Genomic DNA, 16,288 nt, shown 5'->3' on the forward strand with positions numbered 1-16,288 from the left:
TGCAGGGGTTTTCGCTGTGTATTATGTTTTTTATGCGTGATTGTTCTGCTGAAAAGACATATCATCCTCCAAAACTACTAACGACCGCCCCGCTGATTACATCCCCGATCAGTTCATAACCTTTATCAGAGCAATGAACCATATCTTCTCCCGGAACCGCTCCATAAACGCACCATGTTCTCCTGTTAATCCCCGCTGTTTTCCACAGGTTACACACCGGTATGCTGTTATCCGCGGCTACTGCTTCCATAATCTCGGCCATTTTTTTCAGGGACCTTCCTGACCCGGGCGGATACTCCTCATACCCATCCGCATCAATATATGAATATTTGCCTACGCAGTGCGGTGTGACAATCAGAATCCGGCAGGCCAGATTGCCGGCCTCCTCCAGGCAGTCGTAAATGGTATCAATGCAATATTGCAAGGCAGATGCTGTGTCCGTATCCACCCTGTCATTATATCCCGCAAAAAAAATAGCCAGATCCATTCCCGCCAGAACTGAGGCGGACAACGGGGGGAGTACGCCCTCCGCACCGACGCCGCCGTCCACAATCTCCCGCATTTTAAGACCGCCTTTGCAGTGTCTGTACACCCTGCAGCCCAGATTTTGGCTTAACCGTTCCGTCCATACGCCTGCCTGCGTCAGGCTGTCTCCCATGCAGCATACCCTTTTATTCTTCCATTTTTCTGTCAACAGCATATTTTGTACCTCCTGCACGCTTATCTATCTTTCAGAAATCCAATTGGTTCAATCCTTTATCATCGGCGCCTTTTGTTACTCTAATCTGATCTCAACCATCTGATGCCCTTCTATCTTTTCGATTTCAAATTCAGCATATCCATCCGTTTCCTCATAAACAATCGGTTTATTCTCCGGAACAAGCCGCATTTCCTTCACATGGCGCCCGCCCAAATGTACCCTGAACTCCGTATGGTATAAAGGAATCACATCTTCAATCGTATAGATTTCCTCCGATCTTTTTTCCGGAATATAGTGAAGCAGATGCATTATTTTACAATTCTTTTCTGCCTGATCCGGTGTCTTTTGATTCAATATACACAGCAGGCTGGACGGGCCGTTATGGGAAACCATTTTATTTCCACATAATCTCTGGATTGCATCACCCACCATAACTTTACACCATTTCGGCGCATTTTTCCTATAAATCCCAAATACAGGATGTGCACAATAAATCACATTTCCTTTCTGGAACAGCTCCCCTTTTCGCTCATAATCCGGGGTAGGCGCGTGCTGGTGGCTGCAAAAACGAAGCCCCTCATGTCCAGCCAAACCTTCACAGGACGCAGTTCCCTCTGACCATGTGCCCCTGCTGCCCCGCTCAAACCACGGACGAATCTTCTCCATGATCACATTTGCAGAAACAGCCTCCGCATCCATTCCTCTCTCATACATGACAAAGGGCTCTTTCGGAAGCTCCTCCCCAATCGTCTCATTCGGCAGTACAAATTCCCGGCTGTACTCTGATTTGTTCATATCACGGATACCATACAGCTCACTTTCGTCTCCCTTGATACACGCGTCAAAAGAGCCAAAAACCGCTCCCCCCTTCTCCACATACGCACTCAGCTTCCTCTCCAGTTCCTCCGAATAGGGAATATCATCCGGCAAAAGCAGCAGCGGATACGCTTCAAAGCATTCTTCCGGATCAATCAGCGTGAATTGATACGCCATCTCCTGCAGCATATGCACTGCGCCGATCAGTGATTTGGGCAGCTCTCTTCCGTCCAGAATCGGATTTAAAAACACATGCGGTGTAAGTACCGCTATCTCCGCCTCCGGATATATACCACGGCAGAACTGCTCCTTCTGTTCCACACTCTCATAGACACTGCCGATCAAATCATAGGTCGCTTCCGACAATCGCCCCCACGGATGAAGCTGGTCTCCCACGGAGCAGCCCGCTCCCATGGCAAGCATATGGAAACATTCGAATTCCAGCGCCGCTTTATTTTTCAGAGAATGGAAATCCCCCCACGAAGTGTGGAACTTCCCTGTCATCCCAATCATTTCTTTTCCAAAATGCCCCGCATACCTTGCCATAATTGGGAAATGATCATACCCCCAGTCCCCGCTCGGCAGTGATTCCAGTTCGAGATGGCTGTAGGTGTCAACGGAGCGTTTCATGACCAGATCCACGCCCGGATCATTATAGAAGATCGTGGCATCCGGTGCACTTTCCCGAATCAAAGCCGATATCTCGCTCCGGAAACGATTCAGTGTAAGCTCTGCAAAATAAACCCGGTCTGCCCGAAGCCCCGGATTCAGCCCTTCCTCCAGCATTAACCGCCTGCAGTCCTTACAGCAGCATTCTGTCTGGGACATGATATCCATAAAGATTCCATCCAGATTCTCTCTTCCAACCACCTCAATGATGTCCCTCAGATGCTCTTTAAAAAACTCCCGGTAGCCGCTGTTCAAGCATATGTCATAGTAAAAATGCGGTTCCGGCACATTTCCTTTGTCCACCGGGTTACCATGTTCATCACGGCACAGCCACTCTGGATTCTCACGGATAATCCTCTCGTCCCATCTCACGGTTGTATAGACCGGCACGCGGATCCCACGTTTGTGGCATGCTTCGATCTGTTCCAGCAAAAGATTCCTGTTTTCCAGATTCGGATGTATCAGCTCCGGATGATTCACGGACGGATAATACAGCCACCCATGATGGCATCTGGCAAAACACGTCACAGAATCCACGTGCGCTCGTTCCAGCCGTTCTGCAAACCTCTCCGCATCAAAATCTTTTCCAATCTCTGTTATATACTGGCTTGTATGAAAATCCATATGTACCTGTCTGTATCTTAATTTTTCCATTTTACGTCTCCTTCTGCTCTGTATATTTTCAGCCTTCAACTACTCTTTCACCGCCCCTGCGGCAAGCCCGCCCTCTACCTTTTCCTGGAACAGCATATAAATGAACATCGGCAGGGCTACCGTAATGACGATTGCCGCCATCATCAGCCCATACTCGGTGCCTCTCTCCCCATTGAAATTAAGAATGCCAAGAGCCACCGGCTTCAGATCATTATCCTTAATAAAAATCAGCGGAAAGATCACATTATTCCACGCATTCAGAAAATTAAAGATAGATACCGTAGCAATCGCCGGCTTTGTCATCGGGAGCATCACCTTCCAGTAGATCTGGACATAATTTGCCCCATCCACCAGCGCCGCCTCTTCCAGGGAACGGTTCACCCCCCGCATAAAATTGGTCAGGACTAAAATACTGAATGGCAGTCCAAAGGCAACATATACCAAGATCAGCGCCGGTATATTGTCGGAAAGATTCAGCTTCCCAATCATATAGGATATCGGTACCAGCACCGTATGCATCGGAACCATCATCCCGATGAGGAAAAAAAGCATGACCCCTTTGCTGATGCGAAGCCGGAACCTGGATAATACAAATGCCGCCATAGAAGAGAGAATCCCCAAAACAATCACCGTGATTCCCGACTGTATGATACTGTTCAAAAAATACCGGCTCATCCGGGCCCCCTGCCACGCATCTATATAATTTGACCACATTGGCGTTTTGGGAAGCGCGAATGGGGCGGCGAAGATCTCCACCTTTGTCTTCAGTGAAGACATCAGCGTAAAAAGCATTGGCGCCGCAAACATCACTGCCATGACCGACAGAAAAATATATACTCCAACCCGTTTTTTCTTCATCGTTCTCCCTTTCTCCTAATCGTTTTTCTTCGTCTTAGCCTGAATCAGATTTGTTGCCAGGGTTCCTGCAAGACAGATCAAAAGGATCACAATCCCGATGGCGCTGCCCTGTCCATAGTGTTTATATTTGAAAGCCTCATTGTACAAAAGCGTTGTGGGCAGATTGGTCAGCCCGTTCGGCCCTCCGCCTGTCATCGCATACACCAAATCAAAGACCTTTACCGAACCCATAATATCAATTAAGATGCAGACAAAAATCACATCCTTCAGCATCGGTACCGTAATGCAAAAAAACTTTTTGACAGGACCGGCGCCGTCAATTGCAGCCGCTTCATACACATCCTCCGGGATCGATGTCAGCCCGGCCAATAAAATCACCATATAATAGCCGATACCAGCCCAGATATTCACAAAGATGATCGAATTCATAGCCGTACTTTCATTGACCAGCCATGGTGTCATCATATCCGAAAGACCGATCACATCTAAAAACGCGTTGATTGCACCCGTAGGCATGAATATGAAATACCACATCAGTCCGACGGCCGATAAGGGAAATACCGTAGGTACAAAATACATGGCTTTAAATATGCGGAACCCTCTGCACCTCGTGTTCAGAGCCACTGCCAGGAGCAGCGCAGCCGGAGTATGGAACAAGACACTGAAAACAACCATCTTAAACATGTTCTTCAGCGCAAGCAAAAAATCCGGGCTTTTAAATATCGTTTTAAAGTTATCCAAACCGGCAAACTCTATTGCAGAGCCGGCAATTCCGTTCCAGTTCGTTACCGAAAAATACCCCGCCTGCACCAGCGGAATAATCTGGAACACGGTGTATATCATCACTGCCGGAAGCAGAAAAACTAAGACCGTCAGTATATCCTTTTTATTTTTAATTTTGAGCATTGCCCTCTCCTTCCTGATCCAGTGGGCGCCCATGCGCCCTGCCTTATGGTATGCCCAGAGGTATAAAACGAGCCACCCTCCGGGAACGCGGGCCCAAGCCGCATCTCCCGGACAGATGGCTTTCATTTACTGTGCCGCATCCACTTCTGCCTGAATTTCTTTTGCCGCATCTTCCGCCGATGCATTGATAAACATACTCACAATAGAATTCCTTGTCCGGTCCATCATAGAAGGAATCGGGTCAAAATCAAACACATCTACTCCGATACCGGTATTATTCTCACAGAGTTTGATATTGTCCGCCAGAAGCCTTGGAACCTTTGTCTCATCCAGATCGATGTCATTTCTCGGGATCAGAACGCCTGCCTCCTCAGCAAATCTCTTGGCTGCGTCTTTATCAGTCAGCATCCTTATCAGCTCCATTGTCAGATCCAGCTCTTTTCCTTCCAGCTGACCGCTGATCATATAGGAACCAATTGTCTGCATATTTTCATTTTTAAACTCTGGTTTTTCCTCAAAATAAGGGAAATTTGCAGTCTCAATCTGATCAGAAACCGGGGTCAGCGTCTCATCCAAAAAGCTGTCACTGTTCCAAAGCCCGGTCAGAACCATGGCTGCCTGTCCCTCCCGGAACTGGGTGAGCGCCATCTCATCAGTAAGACCAGCCGCATTGGGGTCGAACGCACCTGCATCAATCAGATCTTTCACAAACTGCAGCGTCTCTACCACACCCTGATCCGTCCAGTTCATTTCCCTGCTTCCAAGCTCTTTTGCAGCATCCGTCCCCAGCCATTTGTAAAAAATGGAATCATGCAGATGTCCAGCCATATAAGTGGACTGTGCGCCCATTGCAATCGGGATCACGCCCGTCTCTTTGAGTTTTGCAACTGCGTCCAGCAGCTCCTTCCAGGTCTCCGGAAATTGATCAATCCCGGCCTTGCTCAGCAGATCTTTATTATAGTAAAAACTAATCGTACCGGATTCCATTGGAATTGCATATACTCCATCGTGGCCCGGAACTTTAAAGTAATTGAGCGCGCCCTCTGTGAAACCGCCGCCCCATTCCTGGTCTTTTTCCAGATAATCTGAGACGTCCTTAATCAGGCCGTTGTCAATATAATCCGCCAGATTCGCAACACCCTGAATCCGGAAGATATTTGCCATATCGCCGGAGGCAATATCCGAAGCAATCAGGTTATTAAATGCACTTTCCTCACTTTGAGAGTTATCCACAATCTCAACCTCCGGATGGGATTCCTTGAACTCGTCCAGTATCTCATTGTAGATCTGCGTCTGTTTGGAGGTTCCCGCAATTCTTGTTAAGATACGGATTGTCACCTTATCCCCCGTTTCTTTCCCCTTATCCGCAGCTTCCTTATTACCGCTTGAGCATCCTGCTAACATTGTTGCCCCAAGCGCTGCCGCCAGCAGCATGGATATGACTTTCTTTTTTACATGTCTCCTTCTTGCCATCATGATTCTCCTTTTCTCACCTATGTTTTGTTATAACTATTAACCTGCCGGGATGGCCCCCGGCTGCTTTATGCTGTAACAGTGCAGGCAGGCCTGAGCTGTTACTTTATGCGTAACAATTCAGACCGGGCTGTAACTGTTACCTTTATGCTGCTATTCTAACCGCAAACCAGGCATATTAAAATGGACAAAATCTAGGCGGCATGTACATTTCCCCTGTGAAAAAATAAACCTTGTCCGATATTCTTGACATATGAAAATGATACATATTATAGTAATTTTACCACTACAGAAGGCAGGGGTATATATGCAGATACAAAAACGGGAAGCCCCCCTCAAAACCAAATTTTTTCTCTCCATGAGCAGCCTGACCACCTCCGTGACCGTCCTGCTTCTGATCATCATGTCCTTTATTTTTTACGGCCATTTTTTCTCCGTACAGGCGGAATCCTCCGCCCTCCAGCTGAACGCAGTGAACAAGCAGCTGAATTTTTATCTGGACTCTCTGGACAATTATTCCAGAATGATGATCAGCGATACCATGATCCAGAAAAATGTCATCAAGTATGAAGATTCCGGAAGGAACTACGCGGAGGCCTCAAAGGGGTCTGACCCCTTTGAACTATACACGGAGGCGGACCGGACTCTCCTGCGCTCCGAGATGAGGAAGTTTCTTCAGACAATTCCCTATATTCACTCCGCAACCATTTATGCGGATGATTATACCTGCATTGCTTCAACCGCAACCGCTTTATCCCCCGCGCCTCTTGAGACCCTCGGCGCAGAGAGCCAGAGTGTTTATGCCATTACACAAAAGTTTTCCAATTTCAACATGAAGACCGAGGTACAGACCTTGTCACTGCTGCGCCCTTTCTATGAGATTGCAACCGGGAAAAAGCTGGGTTATATTGAGATCTCCATTGCCGAACAGGATATCGCGGCGCTATATACCGCCAATACCTCAGAGACCAGTAAACTGCTGATCACAGACCGGTCGGGGAACATTGTAAGCACAGACGGCACCTATCCGTTAAATAAACGCTTTGCCCCCATCGCCAATCAGGGCGGCAGCATTCCCAAGCAGTTTTACACAGGAAATGGGTCTATCTGTTTTGTATCATACATCCATGATTTGGACTGGTTTATCGTAAATGAAGTGAAACTCTCCGCCTTTTTCCAGCCGCTGTACCGCATTCTTATGATAACAGTACTGATTTATCTGCTGTTCCTGGCATTCTCCATGGTAATATCCAGAAAAGTCAGCGAAACGATTACAAAACCGCTGTATCTCCTGATTGCACATATCCAAAAGGTAAAGCAGGGAAACTGGAGTCCGCTGAACAATGCTCCCAAAGACGTGGATTTTCATCTTTTATTCCAGGAGTTTGACAGTATGCTTTTGTCCCAGGAAAAGCTCACCCAGGATCTGATTGTCGCCCAGAAGACCAAAGACAAATTATCGCTGGATCTTCTGCAGCAGCAGGTGAATCCCCATTTTCTGTATAACACACTGGACAATATCGGGTCACTGGCGGAACTGGATGAAACCGCGCTTCTTATCCGGCTTGTCTCAAACCTGTCCGAATTCTACCGGCACAGCTTAAGCGGCGGTAATCTGATCGTCTCCATTGCAGAGGAGCTGGAGCTGACGCAGGCATATGTCAATATCATGCAGATCCGCTATGTGGACAAATTCTCCTTTTCTGTGGACTGTCCCGGGGAGATCCGTGCGCGCCGCTGCCTGAAGCTGCTTTTGCAGCCAATCATTGAAAACAGCATTTATCACGGTGTAAAAGAGCTGGACGGCTTCGGCCATATCACGGTGCGGGTGCTGATGTGTCATTCCGACATTAAATTCGTGATTGAAGATAATGGTCCCGGGATACCGGAGGAAGCTTTGAATCTTCAAAATATTTCCGGGGAAGGGCATTTTGGTATCCAAAGCATACAAAAACGGATTCAGATGTATTATGGTGATCACTATGGACTTACCATGCAGAACCGGGAACAGGGCGGTCTTAGAACGATTATCATAATACCAGGAGAGGAAGGGGCAGAACATGAGCTATAAGATTATTGTTGCAGACGACGAGTTTTATATTCGCAAAAAACTACTTAAGATTATTGATTACGAAGGGCTTCGGCTGGAACTGGCAGGTGATTTCGAAAATGGCCAGGGGGTATTGGATTATCTGTCCGGGCATCACGCCGACATCGTCCTTCTGGACATCCGTATGCCAAAGGTCTCCGGCCTGGAGGCAGCACGGGTTATACACGAAAATCACCCCGAAACTAAGGTCATTATCCTCTCCGGGTTCAGTGATTTTGAATATGCCCAGACAACGCTTCGCTATCAGGTATTTGATTATCTTTTAAAACCGGTAGAAGCGGATACTTTAAATACCACCCTCGAAAACTGCATCCGCAGAATAGACGAACGCAGGCAGGAGCAAAACCGCCTGGACAGCCTTTCCCACTATGAAAAAAACATACGGCTCAACGCGGTCCTGCGCGGAAAAGACACGTTCCATTCCATGCAGTCCCTGTACCGTGAATTTGCCGGGATCCGTTACTCTGCATTCTACACTTTTTATGTGGACGCTGACAGTGCCCCGGCCGCAGGAGAACTGATTTCAGCCCTGCGCGCCCAGGAAATAGAGTGCGAATATTTTATCGAGAGCGACCACATTTTTTATATCCAGCTTTTTCTGGAGGATGATGTGCCGGAACCGCTCTGCCGGTATCATTGTAAACGATTTTTCCGTGCATTTGCAGAACCCCACTTTTACTATTTCGGGGAACTTTTTGCGGCAGATACAGACTGGATGCCTTACAGAAAACAGGCATTAAACCGGCTGGACGCACGTTTTTTCTCTGCTGCAGGCGAGCTCTCTTCTTCCGCTGTGAGCCAGGTTTTTGAAGAGACGGATTCCCCGTCAGACCGCATTGTGGACATCGATTCCATCCGGCAGTCCCTGACACGTTTACTAAATGCCGGGGATACGGCGGGGTTCCATGATTATATGGTAACCTTGTTTGGCTCGATTGGAATGGCAAAATCCGCAGATTACCTCCATATGGCAGTAATGGAAATATGCAGCGTTTTCTCCATTTTGTCCTCTTCCCGGAAAAACTGCCGCCCTCTTCCGCGGGATTATGCACAATCTGTCATAGCAGAAGAATACCAATTAGAAGAAATCCAGGCTACCTTAAGCGGCTATGGACTGAATTATATGCGAAGCGCCGATGCAGTTCCGTCGGACATCCGGCTCAGCCAGGGCATTATCAATTATCTGATGGAGCACTACCAGGAACCGTCATTAAGCGTTGCAAATCTGGCAGAACAGTTTAACCTGACTGTTTCTTATATGGGCAGCGTGTTTAAAAAGGTAAATCATACCTCCATCCTGCAGTTTCTCACGACCCTGCGCATGACAGAGGCAAAGAACCTGCTGAAAACCAGACAGTATAAAGTCGCAGAGGTTGCAGAAATGGTCGGCTATACGGACGTCTTCTACTTTAGTAAGCGGTTTAAAGCGTTCTGCGGGCATTCACCGAAGGAATTTATGCACCTTTCGCATTAGAGCGCTACAGTAAAAGCCCGACGAACTGTGGCTTGAGAAAAAGATATATCTGGGATAATAATTACGCTTTCACAAATTGTTGCTTTGGACTTTTCGGTTTCTCCGGTATTGTCATTTTCAGCTTGCCGCTTTCCACAAGCGGATTGACAATTTGCGACATGACATAATTCTTTGACTTTCCTACAAATACAACGATCTCGGCTCTTGTTCGGGGAGTAGCGCAAAACTCTACAAGCGAATCAGAAACAGGCATTGTTTCTGCAAATAAACCGTTCTTCATAACCACTTTAAATTCACCGTGAACAGCCGAGAAAATCGGCGCAGGAAGTCCGGCGTTGGCAAATTCACTACGCATAGTAGGGATGCCCGAATATCTATTCTCAGTCACGTTCAGAAGCTCAAGCATATTAGCAAGTGCAGCGTTTCTTGTTTCTGGACGCACTTTGCCGAGTGCGTCTATAGAGATTTTTCCGTATAATCCACCGCTGTTGATGATTTCCATACGGTCACGGTACATTTCAATGCGTATTGGTACATTTTCAGTATGAATACTGTAATCACGATGTACCAAAGCGTTGAGGATTGCTTCACGAACTGCCTTGATCGGATATTCCGGTTTGTCGGCTCTGCGGCCGTTGTCATCAATAATTGTTTTGGTACGGCTGTTTTTGCGTACAAATTCAACTGCTTCTTCGAGCATATCTGGAATAGCACCTGTAATACGCTTATTATCTATAAAGCGCTCTCCATCATCGCCAATCGTTCCTTGCTCCGTTCCCGGCAGAGATACCGCGGTAATACATAGCTGTGGAAAATAACCCTGCGGATATTTTGAAAATGTCATAAGTCCAGCAAGCGTAGGAACACCTCCATTGGTAATTCCCATAAGTTCCAAAATTTCATCTTCGGTAACATTTTCGGCAAGATTTTTACGCTCATTTTTCACAGTGGTCAGATAATCTTCCATCCGTTTTTTGTTAATCATATTTAGTTTCCCATTTTCTATGGTGCGAATATCATCACGAGTTCTCTTACGAAAAGCTTCATAACTGTATATCTCGTATTCACTCATCAGCTCGTCAGACTCACCAACACGAACATAAGAACCTTTAATGCGCCCTACTCCTTTGTAAAATACTGGACGTTCGGAAATATCAACACCGGGGATTTCAGCAGATACAACTGTCTTGCCATCAATATCGCACACGGTAAACAATGCACGGACAGAAGGTTCCATTTGCTTGCATTGTTCGGTAACTTTTTTTTGTAGATCCTGAGCATCATACACTCCTTTGATTGCATAGTTATCTGATTCATCAACACCAAAAATGAGAATGCCGCCTTCATCTTGATTGGAGAACGAAGAAAGAGTATCAAATAATCTTGTGGGACAGCCTTTCATAGCTGCTTTTAACTCAATTGTTTGCGTTTCTGTTTTCAGGTTTTTTATATCTAAAACCAGTTTTTTGAGAGCTTCAGTTTGCATTAACACGACCTCCTTAAAGATGTTGAATTTATTATAAAATATTTCGACTATAAAATCAATAATTAACTGTATCTCCAATAGAATTAACTATAATTTTCAAGAATTAACGATTTCGTTAATTCTGATCGTTAATTCGTTATATATTGCTTACACACAGGAAGCACTTTTCAGACACACTCAAGGGTACAGGAAATAAGAAGCAGCACAATGTTGCCAGCCACTGGGAATTCCGTAAGAACCTATATGCCATTGCAGGATGCAGCCTATTGTAGAAAACTGTGTAAAATATTCACGCAGCCCGGATCGGGTTTTGAAGATTTCAATACGTATCTGGAGCGAAGATGGCTGCTGGTATGCCAATATCCGGGATAATGGGAATGGATTTTCAGAGGAGGCTCTGAAGATGATCAGGGACAGAATTGCTGATATGAATCCGGAGCAGCAGCATCCGGCCCTCAGCATCAATGGAATGGGGCTGGTTAACATTTATCTCCGCCTAAAACTTTATTACAGCAGTCAGTTCACCTTTCAGCTGGAAAACAAAGTGCCTCCCGATTCCATATACGAAGGCGTATCTATTACCATAGGAGGAATTCTAGATGAAACAAAATAATACATTCTCTGTACTGGTCGCAGAAGATGAGCCAATTATTTTAAATAACATCGCCAAAAAGGTGCAGGGCGCCTCTCCGGACATCCGGATTGCCGGAAAGGCGTCCTCCGGAATGGAGGCCCTGGAGATTCTGGGCCATACCCACGTGGATATTCTGATTACAGATATCGAAATGCCCGGGCTTAGCGGGCTCGAACTAATCCGTCAGGTAAAAGAATCCTTTCCCAGCGTCCATATCATCATCTTAAGCGGGTACAGCAATTTTGAATATGCTCGCACGGCACTCCGCTACGGCGTTGAAGATTACCTCCTGAAACCGGTAGAGCAGGAGACACTTTGCGGCCTTCTGCGCGGGCTCTGTGCACGAATTGACGAAGAGCGTAGAATGGACGGGCGGGAAATTCTTTCCCTTGCCCTGAACAATTCCATAGATTCCGACATTCCCTATATGTTCAGTGAAGGCGGATTTCTTCTGTTTCACATAACTCTTGGAAATCTGCCTCCGTCCGTAGAGGGGGCGCCCATGTTCTGTACTGAGGATACCGGTTTGCTCTGGCAGAAAACCGATTTTGCCAGGTGTTTTGAGAACGCCGGGGAAATCGAGCATCTCTGGCTGATCGATGAACATCTGCCGATACAGAAATTCCTCATCCTGCATATGGACACAGCCCATTTTTCCGCAGACTACTTTTGTATCCTGTTGAAGAAATATCTTACCGCCTGTTTTCATGATTTACCGTTTTTTGTTCTCTCCAGCCCGGAATTGATCCCCTACCAGGATCTCTGGAAAACCGCCCGCCATCTGCGCACGCTTACCCAGCGGCTGGCACGGCCTTTTGTGCAGGAAGCCAAAATAGCGGGCAGTACAGAAGATATGCAAAGCGGGCAGTCCGAAGCCGTTCTCAGGGATATGCAGATCCTGTTTACACTCAACAACGAAGCCGCCTTTCTGCAGTGCATCGGCCGTATGTTTCCGGATATCCTGCACTTCCCCTCCGCTGTATTTCATCCGTGTATCCATCTGGTCTATCAGGCAATGCACAATAGTTTTCAAATCAGTATGCAGGACTGTACCATTGCAGAAGCAGAATTTTGCAGCCGGATCCCCACAATGAAAGCGCCCGAGGAATGCATTTCCAGCCTCACAGAATCGCTCAAATCACTTTGGAAAAATGCCTCCTCCCATTACACCGGAAGCACGCTTTGCGCACGGATTGCGGAGTATATGGAAAAGAACTACAGCCAGCAGGTATCCATGACCGACCTGTCAGAGCGCTTCGGATATACAGCATCCTATATCAACAGGCTTTTTAAAAAAGAGTATGGGACTTCTCCGATTCAGTATCAGACCGTTTTAAGAATGTCCCGCGCAAAAGAAATCCTGCTGAAAAACCCGGATATCAATATCAAATCCGTTGCCCAATCCGTAGGATACGAAGACTCGCGTTATTTCAGCCGGATCTTTAAAAACGAAACAGGAATGACACCTTCCGCATGGCTGGAAAGCCAGGCTAAGTAAATGATGAAGGGGGAGTGTAATTTTTTACTTTGAGATGTGCTGGAACCCGCCGAAGTATTGACGCCGGGAGACTCTGGAACTTTTTAGTAATATAGTTTTTAGAATTCTATAATATTTTTTCCACTTCTTTTATAGAATCGACATACTTTATGCACATTTACCCCTTATACTTGTACTTAGATAGTTGATAAACAACTATCTCCCCCCTCATAAAGTATTGATGTCCGGGGAAGCCCAGGACATCACACTTTACTCTCATTCCTTTAGATAACTATAAAAACAACGAAACCCCTGCAGCCGATACTGCAGGGGTTTTCGCTGCTCTGAAAATAATGCCCCCCGCTTTGGATTTGAATTTACAGATGATCCAATTTCCTGGATAACAGATAGTTTATTACAAATGCCGCACCTGCAATACAAAGTCCTGTAAGAGTACACCATACGGGAACCCTTATATCTAATTGTATTCTACAAAACACAGAAATCACAATATATATTGCGCCTACAATCTGAATACATTTTAAAATAAGTTTTTGATATCCGTGCAGTCTTTTTCTGTCTTTAAGCCTCTCTGATTTCCAGAAGCCCAAATCATCTTTAGAACTTTCTATATCTTCATCAGAAATCAGTTCGTCTAAACTTACATCGAATGCAATCGCTAATTTCTTAGCAGTAACCAAATCCGGACATCTCGAACCATTTTCCCACCGGCAGACAGTTTGTCTGGAAACATATAGCCTGTCAGCTAATTGTTGCTGGGTAAGATTGTTTTCCTCCCGCAGCTTTCGTATATTATCATTCAATGCCATAGCGTAACCTCCTTTTCTTAACTATAGTACATCACAAACACTGTGAAAAGTAACATTTTAGATTCTCCGTGTTTCCATTCCGGTAACAACAAGGACTCCATCCACTTGTCCTATGCCCTCTATTGGCTCTACTCCCCATAATTTTATCTATTTCAAGTTCATATCTCTTTAGTATTTGAAAATATTCTGGATATTCATTCTCTGAAAGTTCGTTATCCATTTCCAAGATTGACTTGTAATGATCCGTACACACGAGTCTTCCATTCTTCATATACCATTGCCAGCGTAGGTTCTCTATTAAGCTGTGTGCCATTTCTTTTGGTGTGGGAAAGAATTGCTGAAACATGATTTTGCTTATTACAAAATCACTTTTACAGCCGGGCATGTATTTACCGTCAATAGCGACATAACCCAACTTAGGGAAGTAAACAATGTGTAATCTTCGGATTATTCCAGTACTTCGTCAAATAATTTTAGCAGTTGTTCAAATTGTAGCTTTTCACTATCACTCCCTGCTTCATCTAATAATTCTTTTGGACTTATGCTTGAAGTTATTTTTTCCAGTCCTTTTTCAATATACATTGGCGATGCTCCTCTTTTTTTATACTCGGATATTCTTACATTTTCAATATTCGAGTATAACTTTACAATTATTTCATATGATAGAGGAAAGGACGTTCAAATGATTAGTTATAAACCACTTTTTGAAACAATGTCCGCAAAAGGAATTACGTCTTATGCCTTATTTAAGAAAGGTTTTCCAAAAGCCACCTACTATTCCATTCGGAAAGGTAATAGTGTTAGTACAAATACAATTAATCAACTCTGTAAAATCTTGAAGTGCTCTGTCTCTGACATTATAGAATATGTTGAAGATGAAGAATAGCCTTGTATGTGTGGATTCTCGTACATGTTCAATATCCGAGTATACGCATATAATTGTTATATGAGGTGTACATATGATTAGCTACGAACCATTGTTCCAGACAATGAAACGAAAAAATATAAGTACCTATGAACTCGAAAAAAGAGGATTTTCACGTTCAAATTATTCTATGAAGAAAGGCGAAAGCGTTTCTGCTCATACCATTAATAAATTGTGTGCGATATTGGAATGTGATGTATCAGATATAATGGAATTTATAGTAGAACCCATAAAATAAAGATACTACAAAACATTTGTTGAATTTGTAGTATCTTTTTTAATTGCAATTATAAAACATTAATTGGCTAAAACACCAACCATTTACCTGCAATTTCTTTTTCACTTATAAGACCAGAATTAATAATTTCATCTAAGTTATCAAAATGATGCGTATCATTTACTATAATTTTACCATTCCGTTCATGAGAATAAACATTTCGCCCATATTGAATACTTTTATATCCCTCAAATGTGATAACCTCATCCGTTGATACTTTGGGACTAATAATATCACAGTTATTTATTTTGAACTGATTAATCGCCTGCTTATAATCTGTTTCAACAACTTTTGAAAAAATCTTTTCATGTAACAATATTGGATACTCATCTATTCTGATTTCTTTGCCATTTGCCGAAAAAATATTATAGATGGTAACGTCTTGGTCTGATAAATCTAACATAGCTAAACCATCACACCATTTCCCCTGTAAATTTTCTTTGACTATTTGATAAAAACTTGTTTTCTCATGCATAAGCTAATCATTCCCCCTTTTTAATTTTTAACTATTATTCGATACTTTTATTATATATGTATTATAACATTACCTTATATCGTTGTCACTCTGTTATTAACCCTTCTTAGCCAAAACCCAACTTGTTGGTCAAATCGGGACAAATAAATATAATAACTTATATGTTTACTAAATTAAGAAAAACCCGGATTTCCGGGATTTGTAGCATTTTATAATACGATATAAACCAGTTCGATATCCCCTCATTCCTTTAGATAACTATAAAAACAACGAAACCCCTGTTGCCGACACTGCAGGGGTTTTCGCTGTTCTTAATGTATCATTTTGTGTTGATAGATACTTTTAGAACGAACTTTATTCAGGGCCTGAAATAGACAGTCTATGAATACAGTGACAATCAGGAAACAAAATGCAGAGTACTTTTACTGTAACAGTTCATGCTTGCCTTATAATGGTCTCATAAATTAAGACACTTTTTCGGACAGATTTTAATGAATCTGATATACTAAAATCAGTATGAAAGA

Annotated in this window: 15 protein-coding genes; 6 read left to right on the forward strand and 9 right to left on the reverse strand. The window is 44.4% G+C overall.

The window, feature by feature from the left end; translation table 11 throughout:
- Positions 1-61: 61 nt before the first annotated feature.
- The 5 genes from GKG43_RS05950 to GKG43_RS05970 all read right to left on the reverse strand — a co-directional run bounded on the left by GKG43_RS05950 (position 62) and on the right by GKG43_RS05970 (position 6,076).
- Complete coding sequence (locus GKG43_RS05950; protein ID WP_055151770.1) at positions 62-700, reverse strand: SGNH/GDSL hydrolase family protein; 639 nt, start codon at positions 698-700, stop codon at positions 62-64.
- Positions 701-775: 75 nt separating this feature from the next.
- On the reverse strand, positions 776-2,839 hold the full coding sequence (locus GKG43_RS05955; protein WP_055151767.1) for an alpha-amylase family protein: 2,064 nt from the start codon (positions 2,837-2,839) through the stop codon (positions 776-778).
- A gap of 39 nt (positions 2,840-2,878) precedes the next feature.
- Positions 2,879-3,697: a carbohydrate ABC transporter permease gene (locus tag GKG43_RS05960; protein ID WP_025653733.1), complete on the reverse strand. Its 819-nt coding sequence runs from the start codon at positions 3,695-3,697 to the stop codon at positions 2,879-2,881.
- 15 nt (positions 3,698-3,712) lie between these two features.
- Positions 3,713-4,603 carry a sugar ABC transporter permease gene (locus GKG43_RS05965; protein WP_055151967.1) on the reverse strand — a complete coding sequence of 297 codons (891 nt, stop codon included), beginning with the start codon at positions 4,601-4,603 and terminating at the stop codon, positions 3,713-3,715.
- Positions 4,604-4,729: 126 nt separating this feature from the next.
- Complete coding sequence (locus GKG43_RS05970) at positions 4,730-6,076, reverse strand: extracellular solute-binding protein (protein ID WP_055151764.1); 1,347 nt, start codon at positions 6,074-6,076, stop codon at positions 4,730-4,732.
- 307 nt (positions 6,077-6,383) lie between these two features.
- Here GKG43_RS05970 and GKG43_RS05975 point away from each other — a divergent pair, with 307 nt between their 5' ends.
- Both GKG43_RS05975 and GKG43_RS05980 read left to right on the forward strand, forming a co-directional pair.
- Complete coding sequence (locus tag GKG43_RS05975) at positions 6,384-8,147, forward strand: sensor histidine kinase (protein WP_055151761.1); 1,764 nt, start codon at positions 6,384-6,386, stop codon at positions 8,145-8,147.
- Positions 8,137-9,660, forward strand: a complete 1,524-nt coding sequence (locus tag GKG43_RS05980) for a response regulator (protein WP_055151758.1) — start codon at positions 8,137-8,139, stop codon at positions 9,658-9,660. The genes GKG43_RS05975 and GKG43_RS05980 overlap by 11 nt, the downstream gene beginning before the upstream one ends.
- A 61-nt stretch (positions 9,661-9,721) precedes the next feature.
- Here GKG43_RS05980 and GKG43_RS05985 read toward each other — a convergent pair whose 3' ends face one another.
- Positions 9,722-11,146 carry an ATP-binding protein gene (locus GKG43_RS05985; RefSeq protein ID WP_055151755.1) on the reverse strand — a complete coding sequence of 475 codons (1,425 nt, stop codon included), beginning with the start codon at positions 11,144-11,146 and terminating at the stop codon, positions 9,722-9,724.
- Positions 11,147-11,402: 256 nt separating this feature from the next.
- On the opposite strand from GKG43_RS05985, the gene GKG43_RS05990 reads away from it, so the two are divergent.
- Positions 11,403-11,759: an ATP-binding protein gene (locus tag GKG43_RS05990; RefSeq protein ID WP_055151752.1), complete on the forward strand. Its 357-nt coding sequence runs from the start codon at positions 11,403-11,405 to the stop codon at positions 11,757-11,759.
- The gene (locus GKG43_RS05995) at positions 11,746-13,278 is read left to right on the forward strand and encodes a response regulator (RefSeq protein ID WP_055151749.1); all 1,533 of its coding nucleotides are present in this window, start codon (positions 11,746-11,748) and stop codon (positions 13,276-13,278) included. The genes GKG43_RS05990 and GKG43_RS05995 overlap by 14 nt, the downstream gene beginning before the upstream one ends.
- A 356-nt stretch (positions 13,279-13,634) precedes the next feature.
- On the opposite strand, the gene GKG43_RS06000 is transcribed toward GKG43_RS05995, so the two are convergent.
- A complete protein-coding gene (locus GKG43_RS06000) occupies positions 13,635-14,087 on the reverse strand; it encodes a helix-turn-helix transcriptional regulator (RefSeq protein WP_055151746.1) in 453 nt (150 codons plus the stop codon).
- A 447-nt stretch (positions 14,088-14,534) separates the two neighbouring features.
- Positions 14,535-14,669: a hypothetical protein gene (locus tag GKG43_RS23575; RefSeq protein WP_278312360.1), complete on the reverse strand. Its 135-nt coding sequence runs from the start codon at positions 14,667-14,669 to the stop codon at positions 14,535-14,537.
- A gap of 130 nt (positions 14,670-14,799) precedes the next feature.
- On the opposite strand from GKG43_RS23575, the gene GKG43_RS06005 reads away from it, so the two are divergent.
- Together GKG43_RS06005 and GKG43_RS06010 are read left to right on the forward strand one after the other, a co-directional pair.
- Positions 14,800-14,973: a helix-turn-helix transcriptional regulator gene (locus GKG43_RS06005; RefSeq protein WP_334299589.1), complete on the forward strand. Its 174-nt coding sequence runs from the start codon at positions 14,800-14,802 to the stop codon at positions 14,971-14,973.
- 73 nt (positions 14,974-15,046) lie between these two features.
- A complete protein-coding gene (locus GKG43_RS06010) occupies positions 15,047-15,250 on the forward strand; it encodes a helix-turn-helix transcriptional regulator (protein WP_055151740.1) in 204 nt (67 codons plus the stop codon).
- A 67-nt stretch (positions 15,251-15,317) separates the two neighbouring features.
- Here GKG43_RS06010 and GKG43_RS06015 read toward each other — a convergent pair whose 3' ends face one another.
- Positions 15,318-15,764 (reverse strand): hypothetical protein, encoded by a 447-nt coding sequence (locus GKG43_RS06015; protein WP_055151737.1) that lies wholly within the window; start codon positions 15,762-15,764, stop codon positions 15,318-15,320.
- Between the last annotated feature and the right edge of the window lie 524 nt (positions 15,765-16,288).

Origin of the sequence: Eubacterium sp. BIOML-A2 (genome assembly GCF_009680135.1) — a bacterium.
Lineage (GTDB): Bacteria > Bacillota > Clostridia > Lachnospirales > Lachnospiraceae > Faecalicatena > Faecalicatena contortus_B.

Coding starts and splice junctions, on each gene's coding strand:
- GKG43_RS05965 (WP_055151967.1), bottom strand. CDS start 4,603: ATGCTCAAAATTAAAAATAAAAAGGATATACTGACGGTCTTAGTTTTT.
- GKG43_RS06015 (WP_055151737.1), bottom strand. CDS start 15,764: ATGCATGAGAAAACAAGTTTTTATCAAATAGTCAAAGAAAATTTACAG.
- GKG43_RS05995 (WP_055151749.1), top strand. CDS start 11,746: ATGAAACAAAATAATACATTCTCTGTACTGGTCGCAGAAGATGAGCCA.
- GKG43_RS05975 (WP_055151761.1), top strand. CDS start 6,384: ATGCAGATACAAAAACGGGAAGCCCCCCTCAAAACCAAATTTTTTCTC.
- GKG43_RS05985 (WP_055151755.1), bottom strand. CDS start 11,146: ATGCAAACTGAAGCTCTCAAAAAACTGGTTTTAGATATAAAAAACCTG.
- GKG43_RS06000 (WP_055151746.1), bottom strand. CDS start 14,087: ATGGCATTGAATGATAATATACGAAAGCTGCGGGAGGAAAACAATCTT.
- GKG43_RS05960 (WP_025653733.1), bottom strand. CDS start 3,697: ATGAAGAAAAAACGGGTTGGAGTATATATTTTTCTGTCGGTCATGGCA.
- GKG43_RS05955 (WP_055151767.1), bottom strand. CDS start 2,839: ATGGAAAAATTAAGATACAGACAGGTACATATGGATTTTCATACAAGC.
- GKG43_RS05990 (WP_055151752.1), top strand. CDS start 11,403: ATGCAGCCTATTGTAGAAAACTGTGTAAAATATTCACGCAGCCCGGAT.
- GKG43_RS23575 (WP_278312360.1), bottom strand. CDS start 14,669: ATGTATATTGAAAAAGGACTGGAAAAAATAACTTCAAGCATAAGTCCA.
- GKG43_RS05950 (WP_055151770.1), bottom strand. CDS start 700: ATGCTGTTGACAGAAAAATGGAAGAATAAAAGGGTATGCTGCATGGGA.
- GKG43_RS06005 (WP_334299589.1), top strand. CDS start 14,800: ATGTCCGCAAAAGGAATTACGTCTTATGCCTTATTTAAGAAAGGTTTT.
- GKG43_RS05980 (WP_055151758.1), top strand. CDS start 8,137: ATGAGCTATAAGATTATTGTTGCAGACGACGAGTTTTATATTCGCAAA.
- GKG43_RS06010 (WP_055151740.1), top strand. CDS start 15,047: ATGATTAGCTACGAACCATTGTTCCAGACAATGAAACGAAAAAATATA.
- GKG43_RS05970 (WP_055151764.1), bottom strand. CDS start 6,076: ATGGCAAGAAGGAGACATGTAAAAAAGAAAGTCATATCCATGCTGCTG.